Here is a 15,093-nt window from a genome sequence, read left to right on the forward strand (position 1 = left end):
CCCCTGGATGAAGGAGACCTCAGCGTGCGAGTCGGACTGCTCACCGGCGGCGGCGACGTCCCCGGCCTGAACGCCGCGATCCGGGCCGTGGTCAAGCGCGGCGAGGGGGAGTACGGGCACTCGATCATCGGGTTCCGCAACGGCTGGCGCGGCGTCGTCGACGGCGACATCGTGCCGCTCACCCGCAACCACATCCGCAACGTCCTGCCGATCGGCGGCACGCTGCTCGGCACGGCCCGGTACCACCCGCACGCCTCGAACGGCGGCATGGACGGTGTGCTGGCGACGCTCGAGGCGGAGCGCATCGAGGCCCTCATCTGCATCGGCGGCGACGGCACCCTGCACGCGGCGTCGAAGGTGGCCGAGGCCGGCGTCAAGATCGTCGCGATCCCCAAGACGATCGACAACGACGTGTGGGGGACCGACCGGTCGATCGGCTTCGACACGGCCGTGGAGATCGCCACGGAGGCCCTGGACCGGGTCCACACGACGGCCGAGTCGCACAACCGCGTCATGATCGTCGAGGTCATGGGCCGGCACGCCGGGTGGATCGCGGTCACGTCGGGCATCGCCGGCGGGGCCGAGGTCGTCCTCGCGCCGGAGGAGCCGTTCGACATCGACGCGGTCATCAAGTTCCTCAAGCACCGGCACCGCGCGCACGCGAACTTCTCGATCGTCGTCGTGGCGGAGGGCGCGGTGCCCGCCGAGGGCACGTCGATGTCCTACGAGGCGCCGGTCGGCCAGTTCGGCGAGATCGTCGCGGGCGCCATCGGCGAGCGGGTCAAGGCGGAGATCGAGCAGCGCACCGGCTTCGACACGCGCGTGACCGTCCTCGGGCACGTGCAGCGCGGCGGCAGCCCCGTCCCGGCGGACCGGATCCTCGGCAGCCGCTTCGGCGTGGCGGCCATCGACGCGATCAGCCGCGGGGAGTCCAACGTGATGACCGCGCTGCGCGGCGAGGAGGTCGTCCTGGTGCCGCTGCCCGAGATCGCGGGCAAGGTCAAGCACGTGCCGGCGGACCTCCTGCGGGTGGCCCGGGCCCTGGCCTGATCGCTTTGACCGGCCGTCACCGCGACCGGTAAGGTATTCGGCGGTGTGGCGTGCCCTGCCGCGACCTCCCGGGGTCGCCCCGAGGGGCCGCCGCGCCGTCGAATCCCTGTCCGCACGACAACTGTCCGCATCGGAGCCCATCCCTACATGAGCATCTCCACCCCCGCCAAGCCCGGCACCCCGCAGGTCGCGGTCAACGACATCGGCTCGGCCGAGGACTTCCTCGCCGCCGTCGACGCCACCATCAAGTACTTCAACGACGGTGACATCGTCGAGGGCACCATCGTCAAGGTCGACCGCGACGAGGTCCTGCTCGACATCGGCTACAAGACCGAGGGCGTCATCCCGTCCCGCGAGCTGTCCATCAAGCACGACGTGGACCCGGGCGAGGTCGTCAAGGTCGGTGACGAGGTCGAGGCCCTCGTCCTCCAGAAGGAGGACAAGGAAGGCCGGCTGATCCTGTCCAAGAAGCGCGCCCAGTACGAGCGCGCCTGGGGCACGATCGAGAAGATCAAGGAGGAGGACGGCGTCGTCACCGGCACCGTCATCGAGGTGGTCAAGGGTGGCCTCATCCTCGACATCGGCCTCCGCGGCTTCCTGCCCGCCTCCCTGGTGGAGATGCGTCGCGTCCGCGACCTCCAGCCGTACGTCGGCAAGGAGATCGAGGCGAAGATCATCGAGCTCGACAAGAACCGCAACAACGTGGTCCTGTCGCGCCGCGCGTGGCTCGAGCAGACGCAGTCCGAGGTCCGCTCCACCTTCCTGCAGACCCTGCAGAAGGGCCAGGTGCGCCCCGGTGTCGTGTCCTCGATCGTCAACTTCGGTGCGTTCGTCGACCTGGGCGGCGTGGACGGGCTCGTGCACGTCTCCGAGCTGTCCTGGAAGCACATCGACCACCCGTCCGAGGTCGTCGAGGTCGGCCAGGAGGTCACGGTCGAGGTCCTGGACGTCGACTTCGACCGCGAGCGGGTCTCGCTGTCGCTGAAGGCGACGCAGGAGGACCCGTGGCAGGCGTTCGCCCGGACGCACGCCATCGGCCAGGTCGTCCCCGGCAAGGTCACCAAGCTCGTCCCGTTCGGTGCGTTCGTGCGCGTCGAGGACGGCATCGAGGGCCTGGTGCACATCTCGGAGCTGGCCGTGCGCCACGTCGAGATCCCGGAGCAGGTCGTGCAGGTCGGCGACGACGTGTTCGTCAAGGTCATCGACATCGACCTGGAGCGCCGCCGCATCTCGCTGTCGCTCAAGCAGGCGAACGAGGGCTTCGACCCGACCTCCGAGGACTTCGACCCCGCGCTGTACGGCATGGCGGCCGAGTACGACGAGGAGGGGAACTACAAGTACCCCGAGGGCTTCGACCCGGCGACCAACGAGTGGCTCGAGGGCTACGAGACCCAGCGCGAGGCCTGGGAGGCGCAGTACGCCAAGGCCCACGAGCGCTGGGAGGCGCACCGCAAGCAGGTCCTGGACGCCGTCCAGGCCGACGCGGAGGCCGCGTCGGAGGGCTCGTCGTCCTCCTCCTCGGCCCCGGCCGGCGGTTCGTCGTCCTACTCCTCGGCCCCGGCCCAGGAGGCGACCGGCACACTGGCGTCGGACGAGGCGCTCGCCGCGCTGCGCGAGAAGCTCACCGGCAACTGAGCCGACCGCCGGGCGTCCAGCCCGGCCACCGGTCCGACGGGCCGGCCACCTGCGGGTGGCCGGCCCGTCGGCGTTCCCGCACCCGGTCCCGCCCCGGGCCGGGTGTCGGTGCTGCGTGAGAGGATCGATCCCGCCGCCCACCACCCCTTCCCGAGAGGCTGAGCTGTGCCTGCCCGCTCCACCACGCCCCGCCCGGCGACGCTCACCGGCTCGGTCCTGCGGCGCTCCCTGCTGCTCATGGGCCGCGGCATCGCGTCGCAGCCGCGCACGTACGTGCTGGCCATCAGCACGTCGGCCGCCTTCGGCGCGCTGACGGTCGCGGTGAGCCGCGTGCTCGGGTGGGCGACGGACACCGTGGTGGTGCCGGCGCTCGACGGCGACCCGGTCGCCCGGGGCCGCATCTGGCTGGCGGGCGGCGTGCTCGCGCTCGTGGCGGTCTCGCTCGCGGCGGCGGTCGCGGGTCGGCGCATCTTCGCGGGCATGGGCGTGGCCGACCAGCAGGCGATGCACCGGCGCGCCGTGACCCGGCAGTACCTCCGCCTGCCCATGACGTGGCACCGGCAGCACCCCACCGGCCAGCTGCTGTCCAACGCGTCGGCGGACGTCGAGGCCGCGACCGGTGTGTTCAACCCCCTGCCGTTCGCGCTGGGTGTCGTCGTGATGATCGGCGTCGCGGCCGTCGCGCTGCTGGCGACGGACGTGTGGCTGGCGGTGGCGGCGCTCGTGGTGCTGCCGGTGGCGGTGCTCGCGAACCTCGTGTTCCAGCGGCGGATGTCGCCGGCCGCGACGCGCGCGCAGCAGCTGCGGGCCGAGGTCGCGGACATCGCGCACGAGAGCTTCGAGGCGGCGCTGCTCGTGAAGTCCCTCGGCACGGAGGACCGGGAGGAGCGCCGGTTCGCCGAGCGCGCCGACCGGCTGCGGGCGGCGAACGTCCGCGTCGGCGTGGTCCGGGCCTACTTCGACCCGGTGATCGACATGCTGCCCGGCGTCGGCACGCTGCTGGTGCTGCTCGTGGGCGTCCAGCGCGTCGCGGCCGGGGCGGTGCAGACCGGGGACGTCGTGGCCGCCGCCTACCTGCTGACGCTCATGGCCGTCCCGGTGCGCGCGTTCGGGTGGGTGCTCGGGGAGCTCCCGCGGGCGCTCGTCGGCCACGACCGCGTCGCGCGGGTCGTCGACGCCGAGGGCGAGCTGCTCCCCGGGACGCGCCCCCTCGCGCGGGCGCCGCAGGGCGCGTCGCTGCGGATGTCCGGGGTCGGCGTGCGGGTGCCGGGGCCGGACGGGCCGGTCGACCTGCTGCGCGACGTCGACCTCGACGTGGCGCCCGGGCGCGTGGTCGCGGTGGTCGGGCCGACCGGTGCGGGCAAGACGACGCTCGTGTCGCTGGTCGCGCGGCTGACCGACCCGACCTCGGGCACCGTGGAGGTCGACGGCACGGACGTGCGCGACCTCGTGCCCGGCGACCTCACGGCGCAGGTGGTCCTGGTCGGCCAGCAGACCTTCGTGTTCGAGGACACCGTGCGCGGCAACGTCACGCTGTGCGACGCGGACGACCCGGACGCGCCCGGCGACGACGAGGTCTGGGCGGCCCTGCGGCTCGCGCGGGTCGACGGCGTCGTCAAGGACCTCCCGGGCGGGCTCGACGCCCCGCTCGGCGAGCGCGGGTCGAACCTGTCCGGCGGGCAGCGGCAGCGGCTGGCGATCGCGCGGGCGCTGGTCCGGCGCCCGCGGCTGCTCGTGCTGGACGACGCGACGTCGGCCGTCGACCCGCGCGTGGAGCAGGGGATCCTCACGGGGCTGCGGGAGCACACCGGGGGCGCGGCGGGCGGCCCGACGGTGCTGCTCGTCGCGTACCGGATGTCGTCGGTGCTGCTGGCGGACGAGGTCGTGCACGTCGCGGGCGGCCGGGTCGTCGACCGGGGGACGCACGCGGAGCTGCTCGCCCGCGACCCGGGGTACCGGGAGCTGGCGACCGCGTACGAGCAGGAGTCGGAGCGCCGCGCGGCCCGCCGCGCCGAGGCCCTGGAGGCGGAGCTCGAGGCCGAGGAGGCCGAGGAGGAGCTCGAGACCGAGCTGCTCGTGGTGGAGGAGCAGGACGAGGAGGAGGTCCGATGACCGCGCCGCAGGCCGACGCGCTCGGAGGCGGCGCGCAGCTCGGAGTGCTCGGCACCCTGCGGCGCGGCGTGCAGGTGTCGCCGCAGCTCGTGCAGGGGCTGTGGCTGACGTTCGTGCTCGCGGTGCTGGCCGCCGCGGGCAAGGTCGTCGTGCCGGTCGCCGTGCAGCAGGTCATGGACACGGGCATCCTCGCCGAGGGCGGTCCGGACGTGCGCCGGGTCGTCACGCTCGTGACGCTCGCCGCGGTCGCGCTGCTCGCCGGCGGGCTCTGCTCCGCCCTCGTCAACGTGCGCCTGTTCCGCGCGTCGGAGGCCGGGCTCGCCCAGCTGCGGGTCCGGGCGTTCCGGCACGTGCACGACCTGTCGGTGCTCACGCAGAACACCGAGCGCCGCGGCTCGCTCGTGTCCCGCGTGACGTCGGACGTCGACACGATCTCGATGTTCGTGCAGTGGGGCGGCATCATGCTGCTCGTCTCCACCCTCCAGGTCGCGGTGGCGACGGCCCTCATGGCCGTGTACTCGTGGCAGCTCACCGTGCTCGTGTGGCTCTGCTTCGGCCCGCTGGCGCTGGCCCTGCGGCCCCTGCAGCGCCGGGTGAACGTGGCGTACACGCGGGTGCGCGAGCGGGTCGGAGCCATGCTCGGCGCCGTGTCGGAGGCCGTCGTCGGTGCCGAGACCATCCGCGCCTACGGGGTGCAGCGCCGCGTGCAGCGCACGGTCGACGGCCGCATCGACGCCACGCGCGACGCGATGGTGCGGGCGCAGAACACCGTCGCGGTCGTGTTCTCCTCCGGCGTGCTGGTGGCGAACCTCGTGCTGGCGGTCGTCGTCGTGGCGGGCACCGCGCTGGGCGCGGCCGGCGACCTGAGCGTCGGGCGCCTGCTGGCGTTCCTGTTCCTCGTCCAGCTGTTCACCGGCCCGGTGCAGCAGGCCACCGAGGTGCTGAACGAGCTCCAGAACGCGGTCGCCGGGTGGCGGCGCGTGCTGGGCATCATCGACACGCCCGTGCAGGTGGCCGACCCCGGCCCGCGCGGCGTCCCGTCGCAGCGCGGCCCCGCGCAGGTCGAGCTGCGGGGCGTCGGCTTCGCGTACCCCGGCGGCCCGCCCGTGCTGCACGACGTCGACCTGAGCCTGCCCGCGGGCCGCTCGGTGGCCGTCGTCGGGGCGACGGGCTCGGGCAAGACGACGATCGCCAAGCTCGTCACGCGGCTCATGGACCCGACGTCCGGTGCGGTGCTGCTCGACGGCGCCGACCTGCGCACCGTCAGCACCGACCACCTGCGCCGCCGCGTGGTGATGGTGCCGCAGGAGGGGTTCCTGTTCGACAGCACCCTCGCGGACAACCTGCTGTACGGCCTGCGCCCCGGCCCGGACGGCGCGACGCCCGACCGCGCCGCCGCCGAGCCGCAGCTGCGCGCCGCGCTCGAGGAGCTCGGGATCGCGGACTGGGCGCAGGAGCTGCCGTCGGGCCTCGACACGCCCGTCGGGCAGCGCGGCGAGGCGCTGTCCGCGGGGGAGCGGCAGCTCGTCGCGCTCACCCGGGCGTACCTGGCGGACGCCGACCTCCTGGTGCTCGACGAGGCGACCTCGGCGGTCGACCCGGCGACGGAGGTCCGCATCGCACGCGCCCTGGACTCGCTCACCAGCGGCCGCAGCACGATCACCATCGCGCACCGGCTGTCCACCGCGGAGGCCGCCGACCTCGTCGTGGTCGTGGACGCCGGCCGGGTCGTGGAGGTCGGGCCGCACGAGCAGCTCGTGGCCCGGGACGGCGTGTACGCGGCGATGCACCGGGCGTGGGTCTCGCAGACGCGCTGACCGCCGCCCGCGCGCTCGTGGGAGGATCGCCCGGTGGCACAGCACCCTGCTCCCGACACCTCCCGCTCGCCCGCGCGGCCGTCCGCGCTCGACCCCGCCGTCGCCGCCCGGCTGAGCCGTGACCCGGCCGGCCTGGTCGCCGCCGTGGTGCAGCAGCACGACACCGGCGACGTCCTCATGGTCGGCTGGATGGACGACGAGGCGCTGCACCGGACGCTCACGACCGGCCGCGTCACGTTCTGGAGCCGCTCGCGGCAGGAGTACTGGCGCAAGGGCGACACGTCCGGTCACGCCCAGTACGTGAAGTCGGTCGCGCTGGACTGCGACGGCGACGCCCTGCTGGTCCGCGTCGACCAGGTCGGCGCGGCCTGCCACACGGGGGCACGGACGTGCTTCGAGGCGGGCGGCCCGCTGGCCGCCGTCGTGGGGGAGCGCCCGGTCGCGACCGCCGGGGGTGCGGCGTGACCGCGCCGGCAGCCGCGCAGCCGCTCCCGACGTCGCCCGGCACGCCGCCGGTGCCGGCCGAGGCGCCCGTCGAGGTCCCGTGGGGCGCCACGTGGCCCCACCTCGACGAGTTCCGCACCCGCGCCGCCGACCGCCGCGTCATCCCCGTGGTGCGCCGGCTGCTGGCCGACGACACCACGCCGGTCGGTCTGTACCGCACGCTCGCGGCCGGCCGGCCGGGCACGTTCGTGCTGGAGTCGGCGGAGCAGGACGGCACCTGGTCGCGCTGGTCGTTCGTCGGCGTGCGGTCCCGGGCGACGCTCAGCGTCCGCGACGGCCGCGCGGTGTGGACCGGTGACGTGCCTGCGGGCGTGCCGACCGACGGGGACCCGCTGGAGGTGCTCGGCGGCACGCTCGAGGTGCTGCGCACGCCCGCCGTGCCGGGGCTGCCCCCGCTGACGGGCGGTCTCGTCGGCGCGCTCGGGTGGGACGTGGTGCGGCACTGGGAGCCGACGCTGCCGGCCGCGGCTCCGGACGAGCTCGGCGTGCCCGAGCTCACCCTGTGCCTGGCCACCGACCTCGCGGTCACCGACCACCGGGACGGCTCCGTGTGGCTGATCGCGAACGCGATCAACTTCGACGGCACCGACGAGCGCGTGGACGAGGCGCACGCCGACGCGGTGGCGCGGCTCGACGCGATGCAGGAGGCCCTGCTGCGTCCCGCGGCGCCCGCGGCGGCTGAGCTCGGGGACGCACCGGTGCCGGAGCTCGAGTTCCGCTCCACCGCCGAGGAGTACGAGCGGGCCGTCCTCACCGGCAAGGAGGCGATCCGCGACGGCGAGGTGTTCCAGGTCGTGCTGTCCCAGCGCCTCGACCTCGACTGCCCCGCCGACCCGCTCGACGTGTACCGCGTGCTGCGCACGGTGAACCCGAGCCCGTACATGTACTACCTCCAGCTCCAGGACGCCCACGGCCGCGACTTCGCGGTGGTCGGGTCGAGCCCGGAGACGCTGGTGAAGGTCACCGAGGGGCACGTCACGACGTTCCCCATCGCCGGGTCCCGGCCGCGCGGGGCCACCCCGGAGGAGGACCGGGAGCTGCACGACGCGCTGCTCGCGGACCCGAAGGAGCGCGCGGAGCACCTCATGCTCGTCGACCTGGCGCGCAACGACCTGGTCAAGGTGTGCGAGCCCGCGACCGTCGAGGTGGTGGAGTTCATGGAGGTCCGCCGCTTCAGCCACATCATGCACATCTGCTCGACGGTCGTCGGGCGGCTGCGTGCCGGCGCGACGGCGCTGGGCGCGCTGACCGCGACGTTCCCGGCCGGGACGCTCTCGGGGGCCCCGAAGCCGCGGGCGATCGCCCTGATCGACGAGATCGAGCCGGCGCGCCGCGGGATCTACGGCGGCACGGTCGGCTACTTCGACCTGGCCGGCGACATGGACATGGCCATCGCGATCCGGACGGCGCTCATCCGCGACGGCCGCGCCAGCGTGCAGGCGGGCGCGGGCATCGTCGCCGACTCGGTGCCGGAGACCGAGTACCGGGAGTCGCGCGACAAGGCGGCGGCCGCCGTCCGGGCGGTGCAGATCGCGTCGCGCCTGCGCGGGGCGGGACGGCATGGCGGCTGAGGACGCCGCGGCAGGGGCGGCGCCCCGGCGGCGCGCCGCCGCCGGTCGTGGCCGGGCGGTGCTCGCGCTGCTGGTGCTCGCCGGGCTGGCCGGGGTCGTGACGCTGCCCGCGTGGGTGACGGCCGAGGGGGCCGACGCGCTCGGTGAGCCGGTCGCGGTCACCGTGCGCGGCTCGGCCGCTGCGCCGGGGATCGTCGCCGGCGCGCTGGTGCTCCTCGCGGCGGCCGGTGCGGTGGGGCTCGTCGGCCGGGTGGGGCGCTGGGTGGTCGTCGCCGTCGTGGCCGCCGCCGGCGTGCTCGTCACCGCCTCGGCGCTGGCGGCACGCAGCGGGGCCCGGTCCGTGGCGGAGCGGGCCGCGGCCGACGCGACGGGCGTGGCGACCCTGGCGGGCGAGGCCGTCGTGGGCGCCTGGCCCGTCGTCGCCGCCGCCGTGGGGCTGCTCGCCGTCGCCGCCGCGGCGTGGCTCGCCGTCGCGTCGGGCCGGTGGGCGGCACCGTCCGACCGCCACGAGCGCGCCGCACGGGCCGGCGGTGGGGGCGGTGCCGTCGAGGCCGGCACCCCGGGCGCCGGGACCTCCCGTCCCGTCGCCGCCGCGGGCACCGACGGCACGCCGACCGCGGACGAGCGCAGCACCTGGGACGCGCTGAGCCGGGGCGACGACCCGACCTGAGCGGCGCCCGCGCGTCCGCTAGGGTGACGACACCACGTCATGAAAGGTGTGTTGCCACGATGGTCGAGCAGTCGGTCCGTTCCCCCGGTGTCGTGACCGGTGCCCCGCAGTCCCCGGGTTCCGAGACGCTGCGGCTGCCGCCGTCGGCGCCCCCCACGAACCACGGCCACACCACGGCCGCGTGGACGACCACCGTCATCGTGCTCGTCGGCGCCGTGGCGGCCGCGCTCGGCATGATCGTCGGGCAGGTCTGGCTGTTCTGGGTCGGCATGGGCGTCGCGCTCGGCGGCGTCGTGGTCGGCAAGGTCCTGCAGGTCGCGGGCTACGGCCAGGGCGGCCGGCACACGCTGGAGAAGCAGCGCCGCACCGGCGGGCACTGACGCGTCGCGCGGGTCGGAGCCGTCCGGCTGAACCTGGGCGCACGGGGATCCCACCGCTGGACGGCGGCCCCCGGCTCCGGTACACCTGAGGGGCCGCTGAGAGCGCTCATCTGCGCAGACGCGAACGATCCACCGACGGACCACCACGACAGGAGCGCCATGTCGACGCCCAACCAGCCGCAGGACCCGTACTCCCACCCCGAGGGCGACGGCTCCGGCCAGCAGCCCGGCGGCACGCCCGGCGGCATCCCGCAGTACGGCCAGTACTCGTCCAGCGACCCGGCGGGCGGCTACGGCCAGCCCGGCGCGTACGGCCAGCCCGCGGGCTACGGGCAGCAGGGCTACGCCGCACCGCCGCAGAACTACCTCGTCTTCTCGATCCTCGCGACGGTGCTGTGCTGCATCCCGCTGGGCATCGTGTCGATCGTCTTCGCCTCGCAGGTCAACACGAAGTGGAACGCCGGTGACCAGGCCGGTGCTCTCGAGTCCGCCCGCAAGGCCAAGCAGTGGGCGATCTGGAGCGTCGTCGCAGGCCTGGTGTTCACGATCCTGTACGGGATCCTGATCTTCGCCGGCGTCCTCAGCACGGACTTCACCTCGTCGTACTGAGCCACCGTGGTCACCGACCGGCAGCTTCCCGACGCCGTCGGGTCGGCGCACGCCGACCCGCGCCGCAGCACGTCGCCCCAGGGCGGTGCGCTGCGGCGCGTGGCGTCGGGGCCGCTGCTCGTGGCCGGTGCGGCGGGCGCGGCCCTGGCGGTGCTGGCGACGGTCGACCCGAACCGCCCGGGCCACTACCCGACCTGCCCGTTCCTCATGCTGACCGGGCTCTACTGCCCGGGGTGCGGCTCGCTGCGGGCGCTGCACGACCTCACGCAGCTCGACGTCGCGGGCGCGTGGGGCATGAACCCGCTGCTCGTCGTGGCCCTGCCGTTCCTCGTCGCGAGCTGGCTCGCGTGGACCCGCCGCTCGGCGCGGGGGACCCCCAAGTCGCGCCTGCTGCCCGGGTGGACCGTCAACGCCCTGCTCGTCCTGCTGCTCGTCTACTGGGTGGCCCGCAACGTGCCGGCGCTGGCCCCCTGGCTGGCCCCCTGACCTGCTCCTGCGCGGACGGCGGCGGTCTCGTCGCGTCCCACCGGCTGGGCCGTGGTCGGGCCCTGTGCCCGGCGCCCCCTACGATGGCGAGGGCGGCACCGCGCGGCGGGCAGCCGCGGACTCGGGGGAGATGAGGACCGATGGGCACCGTGCTGGACGACATCGTGGCGGGCGTCCGCGAGGACCTCGCCGTGCGTGAGGCCGCGACGCCGCTGGCCGTGCTCAAGGAGCGCGCCGCCCGCGTGCCCGGCGCGAAGGACTGCGTCTCGCGGCTGCGGCTCGACGACGCCGTCACGGTCATCGCCGAGGTCAAGCGGTCCAGCCCGAGCAAGGGCGCCCTCGCGACGATCACCGACCCGGCCGCGCTCGCCGCCGAGTACGAGAAGGGCGGCGCGACCGTCATCTCGGTGCTCACCGAGCAGCGCCGGTTCAACGGCAGCCTGACCGACCTCGACCACGTGCGCGCCGCGGTGGACATCCCGGTGCTGCGCAAGGACTTCGTCGTCACGCCGTACCAGGTGTGGGAGGCGCGGGCGCACGGCGCCGACCTGGTGCTGCTCATCGTGGCGGCGCTCGAGCAGACCGTCCTGACCTCGCTCGTGGAGCGCGTGCACTCCCTCGGCATGACCGCCCTGGTCGAGGTGCACGACACCGAGGAGGTGCTGCGCGCGGTGGACGCGGGCGCCCGCGTCGTCGGCGTGAACGCCCGGAACCTCAAGACGCTCGACGTGGACCGCGGCACGTTCGCCCGCGTCGCGCCGGCCATCCCGGCGGACGTCGTCAAGGTGGCGGAGTCGGGCGTGCGGGGACCGCACGACGTCATGGACTACGCCCGGGCGGGCGCCGACGCGGTGCTCGTGGGCGAGGCGCTCGTCACGGACGACGCGCCGCGGCAGTCGGTCGCGGACCTCGTGGCGGCGGGCGCGCACCCGTCGCTGCGCGCCGTCCGGCAGTGACACGCACCAGCAGCACGGCAGCGAGGAGCAGCGAGTGACCACGGGTCGGCAGGGTCCGCAGGTCCCCCTGGTGGGGGAGACGCCCGGGGGGCCGCTCGGCACCCACACGGGCCCGTACTTCGGTGACTTCGGTGGCCGGTTCGTCCCGGAGGCGCTGGTCGCGGCGCTCGACGAGCTCGACACGGAGTTCCACAAGGCGCTGGCGGACCCGTCGTTCGGCGCGGAGCTCGCCCGGCTGCACCGCACGTACACCGGGCGGCCGAGCCCGCTCACCGAGGTCAGGCGGTTCGCGGAGCACGTCGCCCCGGGCGTGCGGGTGTTCCTCAAGCGCGAGGACCTCAACCACACCGGCTCGCACAAGATCAACAACGTGCTCGGCCAGGCGCTGCTCGTGAAGCGCATGGGCAAGACGCGCGTGATCGCGGAGACCGGCGCGGGCCAGCACGGTGTGGCCACGGCCACCGCGGCGGCGCTGCTCGACCTCGAGTGCGTCGTCTACATGGGCGAGGAGGACACGCAGCGCCAGGCGCTCAACGTCGCCCGGATGCGGCTGCTCGGCGCGACCGTCGTCCCGGTGACCATCGGGTCGCGCACCCTGAAGGACGCGATCAACGAGGCCCTGCGCGACTGGGTGGCGAACGTCGAGACGACGCACTACCTACTCGGCACCGTGACGGGCCCGCACCCGTTCCCCGAGATGGTCCGCGACTTCCACAAGATCATCGGCGAGGAGGCGAAGGCCCAGCTCGCCGAGGAGATCGGCCGGCTGCCCGACGCCGTGGCGGCCTGCGTGGGCGGCGGGTCCAACGCGATGGGCATCTTCAACGCGTTCCTCGACGACCCGTCGGTGCGGCTGTTCGGCTTCGAGGCCGGTGGCGAGGGCATCGCGTCCGGGCGTCACGCGTCCCGGTTCAGCGGCGGCTCGCCGGGCGTGCTCCAGGGCACCAGGTCGTACCTGCTCCAGGACGACGACGGCCAGACGCTGCCCAGCCACTCGGTCTCGGCGGGCCTGGACTACCCGAGCGTCGGTCCCGAGCACGCGTGGCTGCACGACATCGGCCGGGCGCAGTACCGGCCCGTCACCGACGCCGAGGCGATGGACGCCTTCCAGCTCCTGTGCCGCACCGAGGGCATCATCCCGGCGATCGAGTCGGCGCACGCCCTCGCGGGCGCGATCCAGCTCGGCCGGGAGGTCGCGGGCTGGGAGACGCCCGACGGCCGCGAGCCCGTCCTGCTGGTGAACCTCTCGGGGCGCGGCGACAAGGACGTGGCGACCGCGGCGGCGTGGTTCGACCTGCTGGAGGACAAGCCGGTCGTGCAGGCGGACGAGGGAGAGCAGCTGTGAGCGACGTGGCGACGACCTCGCGGACGGCCGCGACGCTGGACCGCGTGAAGGCCGAGGGCCGGGCCGCGCTCGTCGGGTACCTGCCGCTCGGCTTCCCGAGCGTCGCGGGTTCCGTCGCCGCCGCCCGCACGATGGTGGAGGCCGGCGTCGACGTGGTCGAGCTCGGCCTGCCGTACTCCGACCCCGTGATGGACGGGCCCGTCATCCAGCACGCCGTCGACCACGCGCTGGCCGGCGGCACCCGGGTGCGCGACGTCCTCGGTGCCGTCGAGCAGATCGCGGCCACCGGCGCGCCCGTGCTCGTCATGACGTACTGGAACCCGGTGCTGCGCTACGGCGTCGACGCGCTCGCCCGCGACCTCGCGTCGGCCGGCGGGGCCGGGCTCATCACGCCGGACCTCATCCCCGACGAGGGTCAGGACTGGATCGCCGCCTCGCGCGAGCACGACCTCGACCGGGTGTTCCTCGTCGCGCCGTCGTCCACGCCCGAGCGCCTGGCGATGACGGCCGCGGCGTCGCGCGGGTTCGTGTACGCGGCGTCCACGATGGGCGTGACGGGGGAGCGGACCACGGTCGGCGCCCGCGCGGAGCAGCTCGTCGCGGACACCCGCGCGGCGGGCGCGGACCACGTGTGCGTCGGCCTGGGCGTGTCCCGGCCGGAGCAGGCGCAGGACATCGGGCGGTACGCGGACGGCGTCATCGTCGGCTCGGCGTTCGTCCGGGCGCTGGCCGGCGCCGACGACGAGCGCGCGGGGCTCGACGCCCTGGCGGCGGTCGCGTCCGGCCTGGCCGACGGCCTCCGCCGCTCCCGCTGACCGGCCCCGCCCGCCGACCCGCGCCGCCCGCCGTCCCGCGCCGCCCGCCGAGGTCGTCACACCCGGCCGAGGTCGTCACGTGCACGTGACGACCTCGGCCCGACGTGACGACCTCGCGCGCCCGGGCGCTGCCGGACGCGCTGCCGACCGCCCAGCGGCGTGGCCTAGGCTCGCGTCGTGATCCTCAGCCTCGCCACGGCCCTCCCGGCCGCGATCCCGAGCCCGTCGCAGGGCGTCTGGCACCTCGGCCCGGTGCCGCTGCGCGCCTACGCCCTGGCGATCCTGCTCGGCATCGTCGCGGCCGTCCTGCTGACCCAGCGGCGGTGGAGGGAGCGTGGCGGCGACCCCGACCAGGTGCTCGAGATCGCGTTCTGGGCGGTCCCGTTCGGCATCGTCGGCGGCCGGCTGTACCACGTGGTCTCCTCGCCGGACGCGTACTTCGGGGCGGGCGGCGACCCGTGGAAGGCGTTCGCGATCTGGGAGGGCGGCCTCGGCATCTGGGGGGCGATCGCGCTGGGTGCGGTCGGCGCGTACATCGGCTGCCGCCGGCAGGGCGTGTCGTTCCCGGTGTTCGCGGACGCGCTGGCTCCCGGCCTCCTGGTCGCGCAGGCCATCGGGCGGCTCGGCAACTGGTTCAACCAGGAGCTGTTCGGCGGCCCGACGACGCTGCCCTGGGGCCTGCGGATCGACGACGCGCACCTGCCCGCCGGCTACGAGCCCGGCACGCTGTTCCACCCGACGTTCCTGTACGAGCTGCTGTGGAACCTGGCCGGCGCGGCGCTGCTCATCTGGCTCGACCGCCGGTTCCGGCTCGGTCACGGCCGGGTGTTCTGGCTGTACGTCGTGGTCTACACGACGGGGCGGCTGTGGATCGAGCTGCTGCGCATCGACCCCGCGGAGATGATCGGCCCGTTCCGGCTCAACGTGTGGACGTCGATCATCGTCGGGCTGGGCGCGCTGGTAGCGTTCGTGGTCGTCGGACGTCGTCATCCTGGACGCGAGACCACACCCGACCTGCGCGGATCCGGTACGCAGGACGCCGATGTGGAGGAGCACGGCACCGCCCGCTGACCGCGGCTCAGCCCGTGTGACCCACGTCACTTTCTCGCGATGTGAGCGCCTGTGTTTCCGGCAGGTATCGTC

14 protein-coding genes are annotated in these 15,093 nt (G+C 74.7%); all 14 read left to right on the top strand.

Annotation, left to right across the window (positions count from 1 at the left end):
* Positions 1-24 precede the first annotated feature (24 nt).
* The 14 genes from P9841_RS00600 to lgt all read left to right on the top strand — a co-directional run bounded on the left by P9841_RS00600 (position 25) and on the right by lgt (position 15,021).
* The gene (locus tag P9841_RS00600; protein ID WP_283320204.1) at positions 25-1,050 is read left to right on the top strand and encodes a 6-phosphofructokinase; all 1,026 of its coding nucleotides are present in this window, start codon (positions 25-27) and stop codon (positions 1,048-1,050) included.
* Between the two features lie 147 nt (positions 1,051-1,197).
* Positions 1,198-2,685 (top strand): 30S ribosomal protein S1, encoded by a 1,488-nt coding sequence (gene rpsA / locus P9841_RS00605; RefSeq protein ID WP_283320205.1) that lies wholly within the window; start codon positions 1,198-1,200, stop codon positions 2,683-2,685.
* Between the two features lie 237 nt (positions 2,686-2,922).
* On the top strand, positions 2,923-4,797 hold the full coding sequence (locus P9841_RS00610; RefSeq protein ID WP_283322034.1) for an ABC transporter ATP-binding protein: 1,875 nt from the start codon (positions 2,923-2,925) through the stop codon (positions 4,795-4,797).
* Positions 4,794-6,614, top strand: a complete 1,821-nt coding sequence (locus tag P9841_RS00615; RefSeq protein ID WP_283320206.1) for an ABC transporter ATP-binding protein — start codon at positions 4,794-4,796, stop codon at positions 6,612-6,614. Before P9841_RS00610 ends, P9841_RS00615 begins: the two co-directional genes overlap by 4 nt.
* A 33-nt stretch (positions 6,615-6,647) precedes the next feature.
* Entirely contained in the window at positions 6,648-7,079 is a 432-nt protein-coding gene (hisI, locus tag P9841_RS00620; RefSeq protein ID WP_283320207.1) for a phosphoribosyl-AMP cyclohydrolase, read from the top strand.
* A gap of 50 nt (positions 7,080-7,129) precedes the next feature.
* Positions 7,130-8,689 (top strand): anthranilate synthase component I, encoded by a 1,560-nt coding sequence (locus P9841_RS00625; protein ID WP_283322035.1) that lies wholly within the window; start codon positions 7,130-7,132, stop codon positions 8,687-8,689.
* Positions 8,679-9,359: a Trp biosynthesis-associated membrane protein gene (locus tag P9841_RS00630; RefSeq protein WP_283320208.1), complete on the top strand. Its 681-nt coding sequence runs from the start codon at positions 8,679-8,681 to the stop codon at positions 9,357-9,359. The genes P9841_RS00625 and P9841_RS00630 overlap by 11 nt, the downstream gene beginning before the upstream one ends.
* Before the next feature lie 59 nt (positions 9,360-9,418).
* Positions 9,419-9,739, top strand: coding sequence for an HGxxPAAW family protein (locus P9841_RS00635; protein WP_283320209.1), 321 nt, complete (start codon positions 9,419-9,421; stop codon positions 9,737-9,739).
* 159 nt (positions 9,740-9,898) lie between these two features.
* Complete coding sequence (locus P9841_RS00640) at positions 9,899-10,348, top strand: CD225/dispanin family protein (RefSeq protein ID WP_283320210.1); 450 nt, start codon at positions 9,899-9,901, stop codon at positions 10,346-10,348.
* Positions 10,349-10,354: 6 nt separating this feature from the next.
* On the top strand, positions 10,355-10,834 hold the full coding sequence (locus P9841_RS00645) for a DUF2752 domain-containing protein (RefSeq protein WP_283320211.1): 480 nt from the start codon (positions 10,355-10,357) through the stop codon (positions 10,832-10,834).
* Between the two features lie 140 nt (positions 10,835-10,974).
* Positions 10,975-11,790, top strand: coding sequence for an indole-3-glycerol phosphate synthase TrpC (trpC, locus tag P9841_RS00650; protein WP_283320212.1), 816 nt, complete (start codon positions 10,975-10,977; stop codon positions 11,788-11,790).
* Between the two features lie 70 nt (positions 11,791-11,860).
* Complete coding sequence (gene trpB, locus P9841_RS00655) at positions 11,861-13,135, top strand: tryptophan synthase subunit beta (protein ID WP_283322036.1); 1,275 nt, start codon at positions 11,861-11,863, stop codon at positions 13,133-13,135.
* Complete coding sequence (gene trpA / locus P9841_RS00660; protein ID WP_459349064.1) at positions 13,132-13,950, top strand: tryptophan synthase subunit alpha; 819 nt, start codon at positions 13,132-13,134, stop codon at positions 13,948-13,950. Before trpB ends, trpA begins: the two co-directional genes overlap by 4 nt.
* A 180-nt stretch (positions 13,951-14,130) precedes the next feature.
* The gene (lgt, locus tag P9841_RS00665; RefSeq protein WP_459349068.1) at positions 14,131-15,021 is read left to right on the top strand and encodes a prolipoprotein diacylglyceryl transferase; all 891 of its coding nucleotides are present in this window, start codon (positions 14,131-14,133) and stop codon (positions 15,019-15,021) included.
* The last annotated feature ends 72 nt before the right edge of the window (positions 15,022-15,093 follow it).

Source organism: Cellulomonas sp. ES6 (assembly GCF_030053835.1).
Taxonomy (GTDB): Bacteria; Actinomycetota; Actinomycetes; order Actinomycetales; family Cellulomonadaceae; genus Cellulomonas.

Excerpts from the sequence above, each read along its gene's own strand:
- P9841_RS00630 (WP_283320208.1), top strand. The coding sequence starts at position 8,679 with ATGGCGGCTGAGGACGCCGCGGCAGGGGCGGCGCCCCGGCGGCGCGCC.
- rpsA (WP_283320205.1), top strand. The coding sequence starts at position 1,198 with ATGAGCATCTCCACCCCCGCCAAGCCCGGCACCCCGCAGGTCGCGGTC.
- P9841_RS00615 (WP_283320206.1), top strand. The coding sequence starts at position 4,794 with ATGACCGCGCCGCAGGCCGACGCGCTCGGAGGCGGCGCGCAGCTCGGA.
- P9841_RS00635 (WP_283320209.1), top strand. The coding sequence starts at position 9,419 with ATGGTCGAGCAGTCGGTCCGTTCCCCCGGTGTCGTGACCGGTGCCCCG.
- P9841_RS00610 (WP_283322034.1), top strand. The coding sequence starts at position 2,923 with ATGGGCCGCGGCATCGCGTCGCAGCCGCGCACGTACGTGCTGGCCATC.
- trpC (WP_283320212.1), top strand. The coding sequence starts at position 10,975 with ATGGGCACCGTGCTGGACGACATCGTGGCGGGCGTCCGCGAGGACCTC.
- P9841_RS00640 (WP_283320210.1), top strand. The coding sequence starts at position 9,899 with ATGTCGACGCCCAACCAGCCGCAGGACCCGTACTCCCACCCCGAGGGC.